The sequence below is a fragment of the Nonomuraea sp. H19 genome (genome assembly GCF_052068215.1).
In the GTDB taxonomy this organism is placed as follows: Bacteria; Actinomycetota; Actinomycetes; order Streptosporangiales; family Streptosporangiaceae; genus Nonomuraea.
The window spans coordinates 235,775-253,085 of sequence record NZ_JBQHCV010000007.1 but is presented as its reverse complement, the minus strand read 5'-3'; the positions used below and the strand labels follow the sequence as shown (position 1 = coordinate 253,085).

16 protein-coding genes are annotated in these 17,311 nt (G+C 68.8%); 8 read left to right on the top strand and 8 right to left on the bottom strand.

Going from position 1 to position 17,311, the window contains the following annotated elements:
* Positions 1-128 precede the first annotated feature (128 nt).
* On the top strand, positions 129-1,268 hold the full coding sequence (locus ACTMTI_RS17580; RefSeq protein ID WP_441121433.1) for a Fic family protein: 1,140 nt from the start codon (positions 129-131) through the stop codon (positions 1,266-1,268).
* Here the strand turns inward: ACTMTI_RS17580 and ACTMTI_RS17575 are convergent.
* On the bottom strand, positions 1,265-1,939 hold the full coding sequence (locus tag ACTMTI_RS17575) for a heme oxygenase (biliverdin-producing) (RefSeq protein WP_441121432.1): 675 nt from the start codon (positions 1,937-1,939) through the stop codon (positions 1,265-1,267). The genes ACTMTI_RS17580 and ACTMTI_RS17575 overlap by 4 nt on opposite strands.
* A gap of 130 nt (positions 1,940-2,069) precedes the next feature.
* A complete protein-coding gene (locus ACTMTI_RS17570; protein WP_441121431.1) occupies positions 2,070-3,431 on the bottom strand; it encodes a phenylacetate--CoA ligase family protein in 1,362 nt (453 codons plus the stop codon).
* A gap of 229 nt (positions 3,432-3,660) precedes the next feature.
* Between ACTMTI_RS17570 and lon the strand changes: the two genes are divergently transcribed.
* On the top strand, positions 3,661-6,018 hold the full coding sequence (gene lon, locus ACTMTI_RS17565) for an endopeptidase La (protein WP_441121430.1): 2,358 nt from the start codon (positions 3,661-3,663) through the stop codon (positions 6,016-6,018).
* A 73-nt stretch (positions 6,019-6,091) separates the two neighbouring features.
* Here the strand turns inward: lon and ACTMTI_RS17560 are convergent, their stop codons facing one another.
* Complete coding sequence (locus ACTMTI_RS17560) at positions 6,092-6,523, bottom strand: MarR family winged helix-turn-helix transcriptional regulator (protein WP_441121429.1); 432 nt, start codon at positions 6,521-6,523, stop codon at positions 6,092-6,094.
* A 223-nt stretch (positions 6,524-6,746) separates the two neighbouring features.
* On the opposite strand from ACTMTI_RS17560, the gene ACTMTI_RS17555 reads away from it, so the two are divergent.
* The 5 genes from ACTMTI_RS17555 to ACTMTI_RS17535 all read left to right on the top strand — a co-directional run bounded on the left by ACTMTI_RS17555 (position 6,747) and on the right by ACTMTI_RS17535 (position 12,214).
* Positions 6,747-7,919, top strand: a complete 1,173-nt coding sequence (locus ACTMTI_RS17555; RefSeq protein WP_441121428.1) for an alpha-amylase family glycosyl hydrolase — start codon at positions 6,747-6,749, stop codon at positions 7,917-7,919.
* A gap of 270 nt (positions 7,920-8,189) precedes the next feature.
* Positions 8,190-9,155, top strand: coding sequence for a methionine ABC transporter ATP-binding protein (locus ACTMTI_RS17550; RefSeq protein ID WP_441121427.1), 966 nt, complete (start codon positions 8,190-8,192; stop codon positions 9,153-9,155).
* Entirely contained in the window at positions 9,152-9,808 is a 657-nt protein-coding gene (locus tag ACTMTI_RS17545) for a methionine ABC transporter permease (protein WP_441121425.1), read from the top strand. The genes ACTMTI_RS17550 and ACTMTI_RS17545 overlap by 4 nt, the downstream gene beginning before the upstream one ends.
* A gap of 11 nt (positions 9,809-9,819) precedes the next feature.
* Positions 9,820-10,641: a MetQ/NlpA family ABC transporter substrate-binding protein gene (locus ACTMTI_RS17540; protein WP_441121424.1), complete on the top strand. Its 822-nt coding sequence runs from the start codon at positions 9,820-9,822 to the stop codon at positions 10,639-10,641.
* A 37-nt stretch (positions 10,642-10,678) separates the two neighbouring features.
* Entirely contained in the window at positions 10,679-12,214 is a 1,536-nt protein-coding gene (locus tag ACTMTI_RS17535) for an AMP-binding protein (RefSeq protein WP_441121423.1), read from the top strand.
* Between the two features lie 153 nt (positions 12,215-12,367).
* On the opposite strand, the gene ACTMTI_RS17530 is transcribed toward ACTMTI_RS17535, so the two are convergent.
* Positions 12,368-12,628 (bottom strand): hypothetical protein, encoded by a 261-nt coding sequence (locus ACTMTI_RS17530; protein WP_441121422.1) that lies wholly within the window; start codon positions 12,626-12,628, stop codon positions 12,368-12,370.
* A gap of 757 nt (positions 12,629-13,385) precedes the next feature.
* Here ACTMTI_RS17530 and ACTMTI_RS17525 point away from each other — a divergent pair.
* Entirely contained in the window at positions 13,386-14,615 is a 1,230-nt protein-coding gene (locus ACTMTI_RS17525; protein ID WP_441121421.1) for a S1C family serine protease, read from the top strand.
* 68 nt (positions 14,616-14,683) lie between these two features.
* On the opposite strand, the gene ACTMTI_RS17520 is transcribed toward ACTMTI_RS17525, so the two are convergent.
* The 4 genes from ACTMTI_RS17520 to ACTMTI_RS17505 are packed head-to-tail and all read right to left on the bottom strand — an operon-like array spanning position 14,684 to position 17,235.
* A complete protein-coding gene (locus ACTMTI_RS17520; protein ID WP_441121420.1) occupies positions 14,684-15,424 on the bottom strand; it encodes an ABC transporter permease in 741 nt (246 codons plus the stop codon).
* On the bottom strand, positions 15,417-16,298 hold the full coding sequence (locus ACTMTI_RS17515; RefSeq protein WP_441121419.1) for an ABC transporter ATP-binding protein: 882 nt from the start codon (positions 16,296-16,298) through the stop codon (positions 15,417-15,419). The genes ACTMTI_RS17520 and ACTMTI_RS17515 overlap by 8 nt, the downstream gene beginning before the upstream one ends.
* On the bottom strand, positions 16,295-16,618 hold the full coding sequence (locus ACTMTI_RS17510) for a transcriptional regulator (RefSeq protein WP_441121417.1): 324 nt from the start codon (positions 16,616-16,618) through the stop codon (positions 16,295-16,297). The genes ACTMTI_RS17515 and ACTMTI_RS17510 overlap by 4 nt, the downstream gene beginning before the upstream one ends.
* A complete protein-coding gene (locus ACTMTI_RS17505; RefSeq protein WP_441121416.1) occupies positions 16,615-17,235 on the bottom strand; it encodes a hypothetical protein in 621 nt (206 codons plus the stop codon). Before ACTMTI_RS17505 ends, ACTMTI_RS17510 begins: the two co-directional genes overlap by 4 nt.
* Between the last annotated feature and the right edge of the window lie 76 nt (positions 17,236-17,311).

Sequence of the window (17,311 nt, the reverse complement as noted above, 5' to 3'; positions counted from 1 at the left end):
GTTGTGCCTGCACGCAACCGGACTGATCGCCGCAGGTTTCATGATTCTCATATTTGGCACCAAAGGGGTAAATTAGTTAAATCATCCAGTCGTTTGACTGGATGATTTAATCGTGCTTCCCTTGGGTCATGCTCTACGACACTCCTCCGCTTGAGCCCGTCGACAAGGCGGTGCTCGCCGAAATCGAGGACATGCGCCAGGACCTGAAGTACCGGCTGGCGGAGACCCATCGTTGGGACGGCCAGTTGCGCAGGCAGCTCCAGGCTCGCGCCATTCAAGGGTCGAACTCCATCGAGGGTTACAAGGCCAGTGTCGAGGACATCGAGTCGATCATGGCGGGGGATGAGCCCCTTGACGCTTCCGCCGCCGTCGCGAAGGAAATCGCGGGCTATCAACAGGCGCTGACCTATATCGGGCTGTTGTCGAGGGCCGCGGTGTTCCGCTACGACGTAGGCGTGCTCAACGCGCTCAACTTCATGATGATCGGCCATCATCGACACAAGACCCCTGGAGTGATTCGACCAGGAAGCATCTGGGTCCGAGACTCGTCCACTGGGGAGGTCGTATACGAAGGGCCGGATGCCGAACTCGTCCCTGGGCTGCTGGATGAGCTCATTACGTGGCTCAACGAGGGAGACCTGGAGATGCCGAGCTATGTGCGAGGCGCGATGGCTCACTTCAATCTCGTAAGTATCCATCCGTGGCGCGATGGAAATGGCCGGATGTCGCGCGCTCTGCAAACTTTGGTCCTCGGTCGGGACCAGATCACGACGCCCGAATTCTGTTCGATTGAAGAATGGCTCGGGCAGCAACGCGTCACCATCGAGTATTACGACGTGCTCGGCGCGGTCCAGCAGCGACGGTGGCGCCCGCACGGCGACACCCTCGACTGGGTCCGGTTCTGCCTGAGAGCGCACCACATGCAGGCGCAAAGAGTGCGCCAGCGCCTGGCTGAGGCAGGCGAAATCTGGACCCTGCTGGAGGAGCGGGTCGACGCCGACCGGCTCAACACGCGGTGCGTTTCCGCCCTTTACGAGGCGTTCGTGAGCAGGCGGCTGCGCCGCAGCAGATATCAGGCCGACGAGGATCTCAGCCAGGGGCAGGCGGTCCGCGACCTACGGGATCTCACCGTCAAGGGCTGGCTCCAGCCGTACGGCGAAACCAAGGGCCGCTATTACCAGGCCGGCCCCCGCCTGGCCGGACTCAAGGCCGATTTCGCCGAAAGGATCACTCCCTTGCGGGACCCCTATCGCGAGGCGGGACGTTAGGCGGCGGCCTTGACGACGTGCAGGAGCTCGGTGAGCACCTCCATGTTCAGCTGGTAGGCGAGCTTGACCTCCCGGATGATCCGCTGCCTCTCCTGCTCGTCCAGCTCCAGCTCGTCCAGCCGGGCCCGGTAGTCGTTCTTGAACCGCGGCAGGCTGCCCAGCTCGTCGAAGAAGTAGAAGTCCACGCCGCCGCCCTTGACGTAGCCGTAGATCTTCTGCAGCTCCATCCTGATGAACTGGCCGCCGGACAGGTCGCCCAGGTAGCGGGTGTAGTGGTGGGCGATGTAGCCGCCTGGCCAGTCGGCCACCTGCTGGATCCGCGCCACCAGGGTGCGGGTGGACTTGGACGGCGCGATCCGGTCCCGCCAGGCCGGGCCGTAGATCGTCGAGAGGTCCCGTTCGAGTGCCGGCTCCCGATAGAGCTCGGGGAACACGAACCGGCCGGCCACGGGGTGATCGGAGAGCTGCCTCGACACGCCGTCGAGGGCGACGTACGCGAAGTAGTGCTGCGCGACCATCTCGCCGTATTCGTGCTCACTCAACCGGCCGCCCATGAGCTCCGTGAGATAGCCCTCGGACTCGGCAGACTGGTGATCGCCCCAGGTGGCGTTCCTCAAGGCCTCGGAGAACGACGTCGTCACGTCCCACCTCAACTCGCGCTGACTTTTCATGACGAAGTGTCACAAACATCGGCATCTTACGTCAAGCTTGACGACACCGTGTCATCAAAGCTCGCTTTCCCTCCACGTACCCAGAAAGAGCGCGGTCGAGTCAGAGGGGCGGCCTGGCGTGCGCGCCGGCTCAGCGCGTGTAACGGTGCTTGGCCCCCGGCGGGAAATACTCCGGATCGCCGGCCTCGCGCAGCCGGATGAACGGGATCTGCTGGGCAGGAGGCACGTACGCCGCGAACTCGCTGTTCAGCCTCAACAGCTGGGCCTGGATCGACTCGCCCACGGCCTGCGCGGTCTCGTCCGAGGGTTTCTCGCCCGGCATCAGCTCCACCGTGATCGTCAGCTGCCGGTCGCGCCGCGCGTCCTCCACCACCTCCATCACGAACTTCCCGGTGACCGACCCGCTGACCGCGGGCTGCTCCAGGCCGACCGCGATGTTCTCCGGGTAGACGTTCGCGCCGTAGTAGGAGACCGTGAAATGGCTGCGGCCGAACACGTACCCGAAAGGGCGCTCGGGACCTGCGGCGCTCGGCTCGAAGCCGTGCCGCCGGACGAAGTCCAGCATGCGGTCGTACGGGAGCACGCCGCCCTCGTCGGCGATGTGGTAGCGGATGAGCGGGATGCCGTTGTCGCCCGAGAAGAGCAGTGTGCCCTGGTGCTCCTCGAAGAAGCGGACGCCGGGGTCGTACTGCACCAGGGTCGGCAGCCGGGACTCGCCGAACAGCTCCCTGGCCGTGCGCGGGCGGCTCGACAGGAAGCGGCGGATCTCGACGGACAGCGCGGTCTCGTTGCCCAGGACGCCCGCGTCGGCGGTGCCGTACAGGGAGGCGATGCCGCGTACCGGATCCTCCATCCCGGCCCGGTCGGCCACCAGGGTGCGCCACTCCTCGCTGAAGACCTCGCCCGCGGTGACCAGCTTGAGGTTCCAGGAGGGCCAGGGGAGGTCCTCGGTGTCGATGATGTTCTTCAGGAACGGCGGGTAGCCGAGGAGCACCACCTGGTCGAAGTGGGGCGCGAGCTCGGGCAGGACGCGGGCGATCTCCCTGCGGTCGGTGCCCGGGGCGACCACCGTGATCGGATAGCCGCGCTCGGCCAGGTGACGGCAGCAGTTGACGGTGAACAGGCCGCCCACCCAGGTGCCGAGGGCGAAGCAGACCACGGCGAGGGTACGGCGCTCGCGGGCGGCGAAGGAGTCCCTGAAGACCTCCTCGAAGCGGGCGGCGATCACGCGCTCGTCCGACGCCGAACGCGGCCAGAAGGACGGCACGCCCGTCGAGCCCGACGACACCGCGATCATGTCCCCGATCACGCCGTCCCTGCACAGATCGGCGAGTGGGTGGCGGCGGATGTAGCCGTCCTTGGTCGTCATCGGCAGCCGCACGAAATCCTGAAATGTCCTGATCTTTGCGGGGTTGATGCGGTGTTCCGCGAGAAAGGCCCTGTAGGCGGGAACGGTCGCCGCCACCTGATGGAAGAGCTCAACCGGGTCCATCTGCCGACTGTACGACCGTCACTCCCCAGGACGCACGAGGCCGGTCTCGTTGCGGGGCGCCATCACCAAGGCCGTCTGGGATCCCGCCGCGTTGGAGGCCTCTTGCCGGAGGCGGTTCTGCGGTGTCACTTACATGATTACGATCGCCCTGAGCGAACATCAACAAAGAAGGGAACAACAGCAGGCTCCAATGAATTGAGTCGGTATAACTCAACCCTTTGGAGTTCGCATGAGTGAGAGCTTGATCCTCCCGGTCCTGCCGCTGGACGACGAGGTCGTCCTGCCGGGCATGGTGGTTCCGCTAGACCTGTCCGACTCCGAGGTGCGCGCTGCCATAGACGCGGCCCGTGCATCCGGTGGCAACAAGCCACGGGTCCTCCTCGTTCCCCGGATTGACGGCCGCTACGGCGCGATCGGCGTCCAGGCCGTCGTCGAGCAGGTCGGGAGGCTGCCGGGCGGTGAGCCCGCCGCGGTGGTCCGCGGCGTCAATCGCGTCCGCGTCGGCACCGGCACGACCGGCCCCGGCGCCGCGCTCTGGGTCGAGGCCGACACGATCGACACCGTTCCCGCCGGGGAGCGGGCGCAGGAGCTGGCCAAGGAGTACAAGGCCCTGGCCACCACGATTCTGCAGAAGCGTGGCGCCTGGCAGGTGGTCGACCAGGTCAACCAGATCGACGACCCGTCCGTGCTGGCCGACAGCTCCGGCTACACCCCTTGGCTGAGCACTGCGCAGAAGGTCGAGCTGCTCGAAGCCGCCGACCCGGCCGACCGGCTGGCCAAGCTGATCGAGTGGTCCCGCGACCACCTCGCCGAGCTCGACGTCGCCGAGACGATCCGCAAGGACGTCCAGGAGGGCATGGAGAAGCAGCAGCGCGAGTTCCTGCTGCGCCAGCAGCTCGCCGCCGTACGCAAGGAGCTCAAGGAGCTCAACGGCGACGCCGAGACCGAGGAAGAGGACTACCGGGCCCGCGTCGAGGCCGCCGACCTGCCGGACAAGGTGCGCGAGGCCGCGCTCAAGGAGGTCGACAAGCTGGAGCGGACCTCCGATCAGTCTCCTGAGACCGGCTGGATCCGCACCTGGCTCGACACGATCCTCGACATTCCGTGGAACGACCGGACCGAGGACAACTACGACATCGTGGGCGCGCGGGCCGTGCTCGACGCCGACCACACCGGCCTGTCCGACGTCAAGGACCGCATCATCGAGCACCTGGCCGTCCGCAAGCGCCGCCAGGACAAGGGCCTCGGCGTGGTGGGCGGCCGCCGCAGCGGCGCCGTGCTGGCCCTCGCCGGCCCTCCCGGAGTCGGCAAGACCTCCCTGGGCGAGTCCGTGGCCCGCGCGATGGGCCGCAAGTTCGTACGGGTCGCGCTCGGCGGCGTACGCGACGAGGCGGAGATCCGCGGCCACCGGCGCACCTACGTCGGCGCGCTCCCGGGCCGCATCGTCCGCGCCATTCGCGAGGCCGGCTCGATGAACCCGGTCGTCCTGCTCGACGAGGTCGACAAGGTCGGCGCCGACTACCGCGGCGACCCCACGGCCGCGCTGCTGGAGGTGCTCGACCCGGCGCAGAACCACACGTTCCGCGACCACTACCTGGAGGTCGAGCTCGACCTGTCCGACGTGCTCTTCCTGGCCACGGCCAACGTCCTGGAGGCCATCCCCGGGCCGCTGCTGGACCGGATGGAGGTCGTCACGCTGGACGGCTACACCGAGGACGAGAAGGTCGCCATCGCCCGCGACCACCTGCTGCCGCGCCAGCGGGAGCTGGCCGGGCTGACGGCGGAGGAGGTGACGGTCGAGGACGGCGCGCTGCGCAAGCTCGCCGCCGAATACACCCGCGAGGCCGGCGTCCGCTCCCTGGACCGCGCGGTCGCCAGGATCCTGCGCAAGGTGGCGGCCAAGGACGAGCTGCCCGTCACCGTCGGCGAGGGCGACCTGGTCGGCTACCTGGGGCGGCCGCGGTTCGTGCCGGAGTCGTCGCTGCCCGAGGCCAGCCAGCGCACCTCGGTGCCGGGCGTGGCGACGGGCCTGGCGGTCACCGGGGCCGGAGGCGACGTGCTGTACGTGGAGGCGTCGCTGGCCGACCCGGAGACCGGCGAGACCGGGCTCACGCTGACCGGCCAGCTCGGCGACGTGATGAAGGAGTCGGCCCGGATCGCGCTGTCCTACCTGCGCTCGCACGGCGCGGAGCTGGAGCTGCCGGTCACCGCGCTGAAGGACCGCTCGGTCCACGTCCACTTCCCGGCGGGCGCCGTGCCCAAGGACGGCCCCTCGGCCGGTGTGACGCTGACGACCGCGCTGGCCTCGCTCCTGTCGGGCCGCCTGGTCCGCGGTGACGTGGCCATGACCGGCGAGATCTCGCTGACCGGGCGGGTGCTGCCGATCGGCGGCGTCAAGCAGAAGCTGCTGGCCGCGCACCGGGCGGGCATCACCACCGTCCTCATCCCGGCCCGCAACGAGCCGGATCTGGACGACGTGCCCGAGGAGGTCCGCAACGAGCTGACCATCCACACGGTCAGTGACGTGCGCGAGGTTCTCGACATCGCGCTCACCTCGGCCCAGGTCGCCTCCACGGTCGCGGCCTAACCCCCGCCCCGCTGCCCGCCGTACCCGACATTTCGTGGTACGGCGGGCAGCCGCATATCTGCACAGCGCGTGATCAGCCCTGGCCGTGCGAGTCATCGGTGATCAGCAGGGCCTCCAGCTCCTTCAGCAGCGCCACCGCCCGCTCGGCGTCCGCGGGATCCGGCACCGCCTTCCGCACCACCTCGTCCACGGGCGTGGTCGCCCGCCGGAACAGCGTGTGCATGGCGACGTCCGCCACCCGCACCTGGGTGCGCCGCCCATCGGCCGGATCGGGACCGGTCTCCAGCAGGCCGCGCTCGCGCATCCGGGCCACCGAGGCCGACACGTGGCTCTGCACGAATCCCGTACGGGTCTGGATCTCCCCGACCGAGCTCCCCGGATGCCGCATGACATCCTCGAAGACCGCCTCCTCCCCGGGCGTCAGGGGCGGCCCGTCGGCTTCGCCCACCGTCTTCGACAGCTCCTGCAATCTTCTGCCCAGCCTTCTCAATCTCGCGATGTTCATGGCCACATATTACATCGCTACCGATGTATCGCTGACGATTCAGTTGAGGGCACATGGCGCGGTTCTCCGCGCGGCCCACCGTCATGACCCCGCTCGTCCTGCTCCTCATGGGTAATGTGGCACCGGCCACGATCGGCTACCGCCTGGCCGACACGGTGGTCGGCTGCGCGCTCGCCCTCGGGCCGGCCTATGCGCCGTACGCACACAGAAAAGGAGACGGTCCGTGTCGCCATGGGCTGAGCATGCGATCTTCTGGCACGTCTACCCGCTCGGCTTCGGTGCGGACCGGCCGCGCCCGCTGCGGCACCTGGCCGGCTGGCTGGACTACGCCGTCGAGCTCGGATGCTCGGCGATCATGCTGGGGCCGATCTTCGCCTCCGAGACGCACGGCTACGACACCGTCGACCACTTCGCGATCGACCCCCGCCTCGGCGACGAGCGGGACTTCGACCACCTCGTCGAGCAGGCGCGCCGGCGCGGGCTGCGGATCGTGCTGGACGGCGTGTTCAACCACGTCGCGCGGTCGTTCTCCGCGGGGGAGCGCTGGTTCAGGCGGCGGCCGGGATCCGGCGAGTACGAGACGTTCGAGGGGCACCACCGCCTGGTGGTGCTGGAACACGCGGAGCCCGCCGTGCGCGAGCACGTGACGGCCGTCATGGAGCACTGGCTCGGCAGGGGAGCGGCCGGGTGGCGGCTGGACGCGGCGTACGCGGTGCCCGCCGAGTTCTGGGCGCAGGTGCTGCCCGGCGTGCGCGAGCGCCACCCGGACGCGTGGTTCTCCGGCGAGGTCATCCACGGCGACTACGCGGACTACGTCGAACGCTCGGGGCTGGACACCGTCACCCAGTACGAGCTGTGGAAGGCGATCTGGAGCTCGCTCAACGACCGGAACCTGTTCGAGCTGGCCTGGGCGCTGGACCGGCACAACCAGATGCTGGAGACGTTCACGCCGCAGACGTTCGCCGGGAACCACGACGTCACCAGGCTCGCCACCAGGCTCGACGACCCCCGGCACCTGGGGCACGCGCTGGCCGTGCTGTTCACCGTGGGCGGCCTGCCGAGCGTCTACTACGGCGACGAGCAGGCCTTCCAGGGGCTCAAGGAGGTGCGCGAAGGCGGCGACGACGCGATCAGGCCCGCATACCCCGACACGCCCGCCGGGCTCGCGCCGTACGGCCGGCCCGTCTACCGCACGCACCAGCGCCTCATCGGCATCCGCAGGCGCCACGAGGGGGCGGCGACCGCCCGCACCACCGTCGAACACCTCACCGGCACCGCCGCCGTGCTGCGCTCCGGCGCAGGGATCACGCTCCTGATCAACGTGGGCGACGAGCCGCACCGCTTTCCCGGCCTCGGGGAGATCGCGCCGCACAGCTGGGAGATCGTCGAGGAGTGAGGCAGTTCACTTCGCGTATCGGGAATGGTGCGCACTAAAGGGCTTGTTAGGACGGGCGTGAAAGAGAACGCCATGTGTTGTCCGGGCCGAATGCTGAGCAGCTGAAGCGTCCCCGCCCGCCCCGTTCTCTCCGGAAGCCATTCTGATGATCACTCCAGGTTTCGTGCTGCGAAGGCTGAGCCACCTGCCGTTCCCTCCGGGCACCCGCTGACGCGTACCCCGCTCCGGTGATGTCCGTTCCCGCGGCTCCGATGGTGGCCGCTCTCAGTCATGGGGATTTTCGTGATCCAGGCTTCAGGCCTGCGCAAGCAGTACGGCGAGACCGTCGCGCTCGACGGCGTCGACCTGCACGTGCGTGAAGGCGAGATCTACGGCGTGCTCGGCCAGAGCGGCGCCGGCAAGAGCACCCTCCTGCGCTGCGTCAACCTGCTCGAACGCCCGACATCGGGCACCGTCACCGTCGCCGGGCAGGACCTGACCGCGCTGCGCAGCGGCGAGCTGAACCGCGCCAGGCAGCGCATCGGCATGATCCACCAGCACTTCGCGCTGCTCTCCTCGCGCACCGTCGCAGGCAACGTCGCCTTCCCGCTCGAGATCATGGGGGTGCCCAGGGCCGAGCGCGAGCGCCGCGTCGGTGAACTGCTCGAGCTCGTCGGACTGCAGGGCCGTGGCAAGGATCGCCCGCACCAGCTCTCCGGCGGGCAGAAGCAGCGCGTCGGCATCGCCAGGGCCCTCGCGGGCAACCCCTCGGTGCTGCTGTCCGACGAGGCCACCTCCGCGCTCGACCCGGCCACCACCCAGTCGATCCTGGCCCTGCTCAAGCGGCTCAACGCCGAGCTCGGCCTGACGATCCTGCTCATCACCCACGAGATGAACGTCGTCAAGAGCGTCTGCGACTCCGTCGCCATCATGTCCCGGGGCCGCATCGAGGAGTCCGGCGCCATCGCCGACCTCATCAGGACCCCCGGATCCCGCCTGACCAGGGAGATCTTCCCGCTGTCCGAGCCGGCCCCCGCAGGTTCGGTGACACTGACCTTCACCGGCGACCCCCGGCAGCCGGTGGTGTCGGAGGTGGTGCGGAAGTTCGACGTGGACCTCAGCATCCTGGGCGGCTCGATCGAGGACCTCGCCGGCGGCTCCGTGGGCCGGCTGCGCGTGGCGCTCGACGGCGCTGACACCGCCGCCGCGCTGGCGTACCTGCGCGACTCCGGCCTGATCGTCGAGGAGGCCGCGTGACCTGGGACGAGATCCTCCCGCTGCTGTGGCCGGCGACGCTGGAGACGGCGCAGATGGTCGGGTGGTCGACGCTGTTCACCGTCCTGCTCGGGCTACCGCTCGGCGTGACGCTCGTCGTGTTCGACCGGGACGGGCTGCGGCCCGCGCCGGCGCTCAAGTCGGCGCTCGGGTTCGTGGTCAACATCGGGCGGTCGCTGCCGTTCATCGTGCTGATGATCGCGATCATCCCGTTCACCCGGCTCGTCGTCGGGACCACCATCGGGACGGCCGCGTTCGTCGTGCCGCTCACCGCCGGGGCGGTGCCGTTCTTCGCCCGGCTGGTCGAGGCGGCACTGCGCGAGGTCGGCGCGGACGTGGTGCAGGCGGCCCAGGCCATGGGAGCGAGCCGGGCCGCCATCGTGCGCAAGGTCCTGCTGCCCGAGGCCCTGCCCGGGCTGGTATCGGGGCTGACCGTGACCGTCGTCGCGCTCATCGGCTACTCCGCCATGGCCGGCACACTCGGCGGCGGCGGGCTCGGCGACCTCGCCGTCCGGTACGGCTACCAGCGCTTCGAGACGCTGCTGATGATCGTGACCGTCGTGCTGCTCATCGTCATCGTGCAACTCCTGCAGAGCCTGGGCGACCTGGTCGTTCGGCGCCTATCGCATAAGTAGAGGAAAGAATCATGAAATTTCGTGCCATAGCGGGTACTGTCGCGCTGTCCCTGTTGCTCACCGCATGCGGTACGTCGCAGTCCGCGACCGACGCCGCCGAGCCGGCCGGCAGCGTGCTCAAGGTCGGCGCCAGCCCCGTGCCGCATGCCGAGATCCTGAACTACGTCAAGCAGAACCTGGCCCCGGCCGCCGGGCTGAAGCTGGAGGTCGTGGAGTTCACCGACTACGTCCAGCCGAACGTGCAGCTCGACGAAGGCCAGCTGGCCGCGAACTTCTTCCAGCACAAGCCGTACCTCGACGACTTCAACGCCTCCAAGGGCACCGAGCTGAGCTTCCTCACCCCGGTCCATCTGGAGCCGCTGGGCCTGTACTCCAAGAAGATCACCGCGCTGTCCGCGCTGGCGAGCGGCGCCACCGTGGCCGTGCCCAACGACGCCACGAACCTCGGCCGCGCGCTCAAGCTGCTCGCCGACAACGGCGTGGTCAAGCTCAAGGACGGCGCCGGCACCGCCGCGACCGAGCGCGACGTGGTCGAGAACCCGAAGAACCTGCAGTTCAAGCCGCTTGAGGCGGCCCAGCTCCCGCGCTCGCTCGAGGACGTTGACGCCGCGGTCATCAACGGCAACTACGCCATCGAGGCCGGGCTCAAGCCCGCTTCGCAGGCGCTGGCGCTGGAGAAGACCGAGGGCAACCCGTACGTCAACGGGCTCGTCGTCAAGGCCGGTCACGAGAAGGACGCCAACATCGTCACCCTCGCCAAGCTCCTGCAGGACCAGCGGGTCAAGGACTTCATCAAGCAGAAGTACGCGGGCTCGGTGATCGCCGCCCAATAGTTGGCGTGGCGGCCGGTCGGCCGAATAGTGTTCGGTCATGTATCCGGGAGCCATCGCAGCAGCCACCCCCGACAAGCCCGCTGTGATCATGGCGGGCTCCGGGAAGGTCATCACCTACCGCGAGCTGGACGAGGAATCGAACCGGCTGGCCCACCTGTTCCGCGCGGCCGGGCTGCGGCCGGGTGACCACATCGCCTTCATGCTCGCCAACCATCCCCTCTTCCTGGTCGTCGCCTGGGCCGCGCACCGCGCGGGCCTGCACTACACGCCGGTCGGCTCGCGGCTGCGGACCGACGAGCTGGCCTACATCGTCGGCAACTGCGGCGCCCGGGTGTTCATCTCGAGCGCGGACCTGGCCGGCGTCGCCACCTCGATCACCGCCGCCGCGCCCGGAGTCGAGCTGCGCCTCATGCTGGACGGCGCGGCCGAGGGCTTCGACTCGTACGAGGAGGCGGTCGCCGGGCAGCCGATCACCCCCCTCGACGACGAGTGCACGGGCGCCGACATGCTCTACTCCTCGGGCACCACCGGCCGTCCGAAGGGCGTCAAGCTGCCGGCGACGCACGGCCCGCTCACCGAACCCGGTCTGCTCTTCAAACTCGTGGAAGCGCTGTTCGCGCCGACGCCGGACAGCGTCTACCTCTCGCCCGCGCCCCTCTACCACGCCGCCCCGCTGCGTTACAGCATGACCTTCCAGCGGCTCGGCGCCACCGTCGTGGTGATGGAGCGTTTCGACCCCGAGCAGTATCTGCAGCTGGTCGAGCGGTACGGGGTGACGCACTCGCAGCTGGTGCCCACGATGTTCATCAAGATGCTCAAGCTGCCGCCAGAAACCCGGACAAAGTACGATATTTCATCCCTTAAGTTCGGGATCCATGCCGCCGCTCCCTGCCCCGTCCCCGTCAAGGAGCAGATGATCGACTGGTGGGGCCCGATCATCCACGAGTACTACGCCGGCACCGAAGGCAACGGCTTCCTCTATGCCGGCCCCCAGGACTGGCTGAAGCACAAGGGCACGGTCGGCCGCTCCCTGCTCGGCATCGTGCACATCTGCGACGAGGACGGCAACGACCTGCCGCCCGGCGAGCACGGCACGATCTACTTCGAGAACGGCGGCCAATTCGAATACCACGGCGACCCCGGCAAGACCCGCTCCGCACAGGACCCGCGGGGGAGGGGCTGGACCACGCTGGGCGACATCGGCTACCTGGACGAGGAGGGCTTCCTCTACCTCACCGACCGCCGCTCGTACATGATCATCTCTGGCGGGGTGAACATCTACCCGCAGGAAGCCGAGAACGTGTTGTCGGTCCATCCGAAGGTGGCCGACGTGGCGGTGTTCGGGGTGCCGGACGATGAGATGGGCGAGCAGGTCAAAGCCGTGGTCGAGCCGCTGTCCATGGCGGAGGCGGGTCCGGAGCTGGCGGCGGAGCTGATCGCGTACTGCCGCGAGCACCTGGCGCACTACAAGTGCCCCAAGTCCGTGGACTTCCGCGCCGAACTGCCCCGCCACCCGACGGGCAAGCTCTACAAGCGCCTGCTCAGGGACGAGTACTGGCCGGCTCGCAGCTAGCTGAGGGCGCCGATCGGGCTGGTCGTTGGGCGTCCAGCTGCCGCGAAACGGACCTTCGGAACGGCTTACCGATCACGGTCGGCGTCCCCCGGGCCGACCGGCCGAGTGGCGGGCCACGGCGTCCCGCAGCCCGCTACCATGCCGAGCCGGTGGTCAGCGCTTGATCAGGCCGCGGTACCCGACCGGGCCCTCACCCTTGAACTGGGCCGACCCCATGAACCTGTTGCCGTCCTCGAAGAACGTGATCGACCCGTTGCCCTGTGGGGACGCCCACGCCACCTGGGTGCCAGTGCCGGGCATGCCGCTCTGCGGCACGACCCCGTCCCGGTTGGTGATGACGATGGTCAGGTCGGCGTCGTCGTGCCATTCGGCGTCGGCGCCGCCCCACTGAATCTGCGTCGTGTACGTGGCCATGTGCGATTCCTCCCGCTTCCTTGAGTGAGTACGCGCGTGCTGGCCTGATTCAGGCACATATGCCACGCCGGCACCCCCGATCCCGGGCGCTCAGCGACGCCCGATCGGCGCCGATCGGGCAGTCCAGAGTTCAGCACGTCAGGTGAGGTGACAGGCAGGCGCGGTGACTCACTGACTATGGGCCGTCAGTTTCACGCGGTCAATCGGGCGACGGGAGTAAGGCCGCTTTACGCCCGTCACTAATCTCGCGCGGCGTTCCCGGGAAGGTGCGGCGCCGGCCCGTCCGAGCGGGGTGCCTGCGCAAGGGCGTCGTCCGGAGGGCGCGCCGTGACCGCTTGCGGCCACATTGGGACGCGTCCCAAATGGCGTCTCCCGGAGGATGTCCTGGATCAGCCCGAAAGCGAGTGTCCGCTTCCGGACCCGCCGAGCCGTCGTGCGTACCCGCGTTCGAAGAGCGGCCGGCATCATGAGCGCCGCCTATGCTGTCGCCTGTGAATCGATCAAGACAGAATGTCCGTCTTGAGCATTGCGGCCCTCTCGCGGCGTCCACCGTAGGGGTTCGAGGGCGCGGCGGATTCGCCGATCACGCGCTGCGTCACCCGCAGGATTCGAGCGGCCGCGAACCGGCGGCCAAGCCCTCCCAGCAGCATTGATAAGGCCTTCATCAGCCCTCTCATAGTGCTCTGATCACCGGCTTAACCAGGGCTTACGCGCTCCTTGCGACCCTAGAGTCATCGGGACTCGAGGGAGATGAAAGATGGACGCGAACGAGCCTCGCGAGCAGGGCACCGGGTGGAGCCAATTCGGCGACACCCCACCGGCCGCCGGGGGCTTCCCCCGGCGGGACACGATCATGATGGAGCAGCCGCCGCCTCCACCGCCGCCCGCGCCCCCGAAGAGGCCCGGCTTCGGGCGTAAGGCCGTCGCCGGGCTCGCCATGGCGGCCATGGCCGTTGGCGGTGGCGTCGTGGGGGCCGCCGCCGTCACCGCGTTCCAGCCCGAGCAGATCGTCAGCAGCAGCAACACCAGCACGCCGGGCCCCGTCTTCAAGAGCGCCTCCGACCAGCTCACCGTCGCCGAGGTGGCGGCGAAGGTGCAGCCGAGCGTCGTGATGATCCAGGGCCAGACCGGTGAGGGATCCGGCGTCGTGCTGTCGGAGGACGGGCTCATTCTCACCAACAACCACGTGGTCGTGGGCGCGGGCCAGGGCGGGATGACCGTCAAGTTCAGCGACGGCAAGACGGCCAAGGCCAGCGTGGTGGGCACCGACCCGGCCACCGACCTGGCCGTCATCAGGGCCGAAGGCGTCTCCGGGCTGACCAAGGCCACGCTCGGCGACAGTGACAAGCTGCAGGTGGGCGATGCCGTACTGGCCATCGGGAGCCCGCTCGGCCTGGACGGATCGGTCACGGCGGGCATCGTCAGCGCGCTCGACCGCACGCTCACCGTCGGCGGCGAGCAGCGCCAGCAGATCCCGCCGGGCTGGGGTCAGCAGCAGGGCCAGGACGGCCAGCCCACCACGATCGGCGGCGCCATCCAGACCGACGCCTCGATCAACCCGGGCAACTCCGGCGGCGCGCTGGTGAACGCGGCGGGCGAGCTGGTCGGCATCAACACCGCCATCGCCTCGGACGCGGCGGGCGGCGGCGTCGGCTTCGCCATCCCCGTCAACACCGCCAAGCAGGTGTCCGAGCAGCTCATCAGCAACGGCAAGGTCAACCACGCCTTCCTCGGCGTGAGCGTCACCGACGCGACCGGCGACGTGCCCGGCGCGCTGATCAGGCAGGTCACCGCGGGAAGCCCGGCGGACAAGGCCGGGCTGAAGCAGGGCGACCTCATCACGAGGGTGGGCGACAAGGCGGTTGACGGAGGAGATACTGTAGTTGGGCAGGTCAGAGGTTTCAAACCGGGCCAACAGGTCAAGATCACATATATGAGGGACGGGCAGACCAACGAGGTGACCGTCACCCTCGAAGAGAAGAAATAACAGAACCCCCTCATGGACGGGTGTGCCGTCGAGATCGCTGCGGACTCGGCGGCACACCCCCCAGTTGATCAGATAAAGCGCCGGCCCTCGTCGCGGCGGTAGGCCCACACCGCGGCCGCCGCCGCGACGACGGTCCATCCGGCGAGCATGACCAGCGACACGACGCTCGGACTGGTGCCGGCGGTCGCCCACCAGATGAGCTCGGCCGCGCCCCTGGTGGGGATGTACGGCGAGACCGCCTGGATGAACCCGGGCAGGATCTGCGGCGGCAGCAGCAGCCCGCCGAGGATGGCCAGCGGGAAGAACACGAGCTGCGACACCCCGATCGCCGCCTTGGACGACAGCGTGAAGCCGAGGAACAGGCCCATCAGCATGAACGGGACCAACCCGGCGACCAGCAGGCCCAGCCCGGCCAGCAGCCTGCCCGGCGTGATCGTCGCTTCGGTGAGGAACGCGGCCACCAGCAGCACCGGGATCACCGAGACCAGCATGACGGCCAGCGCCGCCAGGATCCGCCCGGCGAAGCGGGGGAACGGTCCGGCGGGCAGCGTGCGCAGGTAGGGGTTCCACGGCTGCTCACGGTCCTGTGAGACCGAGATGCTGAGCCCTATCAGCGCGTTCGACATCCCGCCGAAGAGCATCAGCGAACCCGCCGCCATCGTCGCGGCCTTGGGATCCTGCCCGGCGAACGGCACCACGAACGCCAGCATGGTGATGGCGGGGAACAACGCGCCGGCCAGCAGGCCGATGGGCACCCTGATCTGCTCGATCAGGAGATGGCGGGTATGCGCGACGACCAGGCTAGACATGCGCGGTCTCCTTCGAGGTGATGGCGAGGAAGGCCTCCTCCAGGGTGGTCGGCCTGATCTCGAGCCCGGAGAACGGCGTGCCGCTCCGCACCAGCTCGACGACCAGCCGGTCGGGATCGGTGGTGACCAGGCTGACCCGGCCGTCCGCGCGTTCGGAGCCGAGCACGCCGGGCAGCTCGGGCAGGTCGTCGGCGACGAGCGAGACCCGCCGCACATCCACCATGTCGCGTACGGCCCGCACCGTGTCGTCGGCGAGCACGCGCCCGTGGCCGACGACCACGACCCGCTGCGCCAGGGCCTCGATCTCCTCCAGGTAGTGGCTGGTGAGCAGCACCGTGCCGCCGTCGTCATGGAAGGACTTGATGCCGTCCCACAGCGCCCGCCTGGCCTCCACGTCCAGGCCGGTCGTCGGCTCGTCGAGGAACACCAGCTTCGGCTTGCCCGCGAACGCCAGCGCCACGGCCAGCCGCCGCCGCTGCCCGCCTGACAGGCCGCCGACCTGCCGCTTGACCAGGTCGTCCAGCCCGAACCTGGCCAGCAGCTCTTCCTTGCCGGTTCGCTCGGGGAAGTGCGCCGAGACGAATTCGACGATCTCCCCGACGCGTAACGACTCGGGCAAACCGGTCTCTTGCGGCGTGACGCCGATGCCGCGGCGTACCGCCGGGTCCCGGGGCGAGCCGCCGAGCAGCTCGACCGTGCCGGACGTCGGGCGCCGCAGCCCCACGAACAGGTTGATCAAGGTGGACTTGCCCGCGCCGTTGGGGCCGAGCAACCCGACCAGCTCGCCCGGCCTGATGTCGAGCGTGACGCGGTCGAGCGCGAGCACGCCGCCGTAGCGGCGGGTGGCCTCGATCGCTCTCGCGAGGACGGTCATATGATTCCTCCAGCGTTGTTCAGCAGGGCGCGAATCGCCTTGGTGTAGTCCTCGAAGGCCAGCCGCCCCCGCTTGGTGAGCGCCACGTACGTGACCGGGGTGCGCCCCTTGTGCGTCTTGGTGATCTGGACGTATCCGGCCTCTTCGAGCTTGGTCAGGTGGACCGACAGGTTGCCCGCCGTCATGCCGAGCAGATCCCGCAGTGATCCGAAGGCCATCTCGTCACCCTCGCCGAGCACGTTGAGCGCGACGACCACCCGCAGTCTGGCCTGAGCGTGGATCACCGGGTCGAGCTCGGGCAGCGCCTTCTCCGCCGTCACGCCCGGCACCTCTGCCACACGCCCGCTGCGATGAATCCACCGCCCAGCAGCACCGCCGTCAGCAGCGCGTGCCAGCCGGCACCGAGCAGCACCCCCAGCCCGTCGACGGCCGCCACCCAGACGCCGACGAAGAACATCTGCCAGCTCAGCCAGATCGCGCCGCCGGCCATGTACAGGACCGCCACGACCGTCAGCGACATGCCCGCCCACAGCAGGCCGCGCTCCTGGGCGGGCAGCAGCGGGCCCATCCTGCTGGCGACGATGACCACCAGCGCCATCCCGGCGAACCAGGAATAGCCATACATCGTCCCTCTGCTTGCGCTGACGCCACGGACCGGCCTGCTTCCCCGCACGATCCCGTACGCGCTCACCGCGCCGGCCGCGAGCTGGGAGATCATCAGCACGGACAGCGCCTGCCCCAGGGAGATCGGCGCGTACGGCCGCCCGTCCAGCCCGTAGTGGAGGAAGAGCGCGCTGAAGCCGAGCAGCCAGGCCACGCCCCACGGCATGTACGTGAGGAGCGGATCGCCGTACAGGAATCTCGCGGCGGCGCTCTGCTGCTCCTCGATGACCCGGAGCATTTCCTCGGGGCTGGGCGCCCGCTCGTCATCCACCATCGCAACCCCTCGAATCCTCAAACTGGTTTGCAGTTTAAACCTGATGGCGACGCAAACACAATGCCCGGCCGGCGAG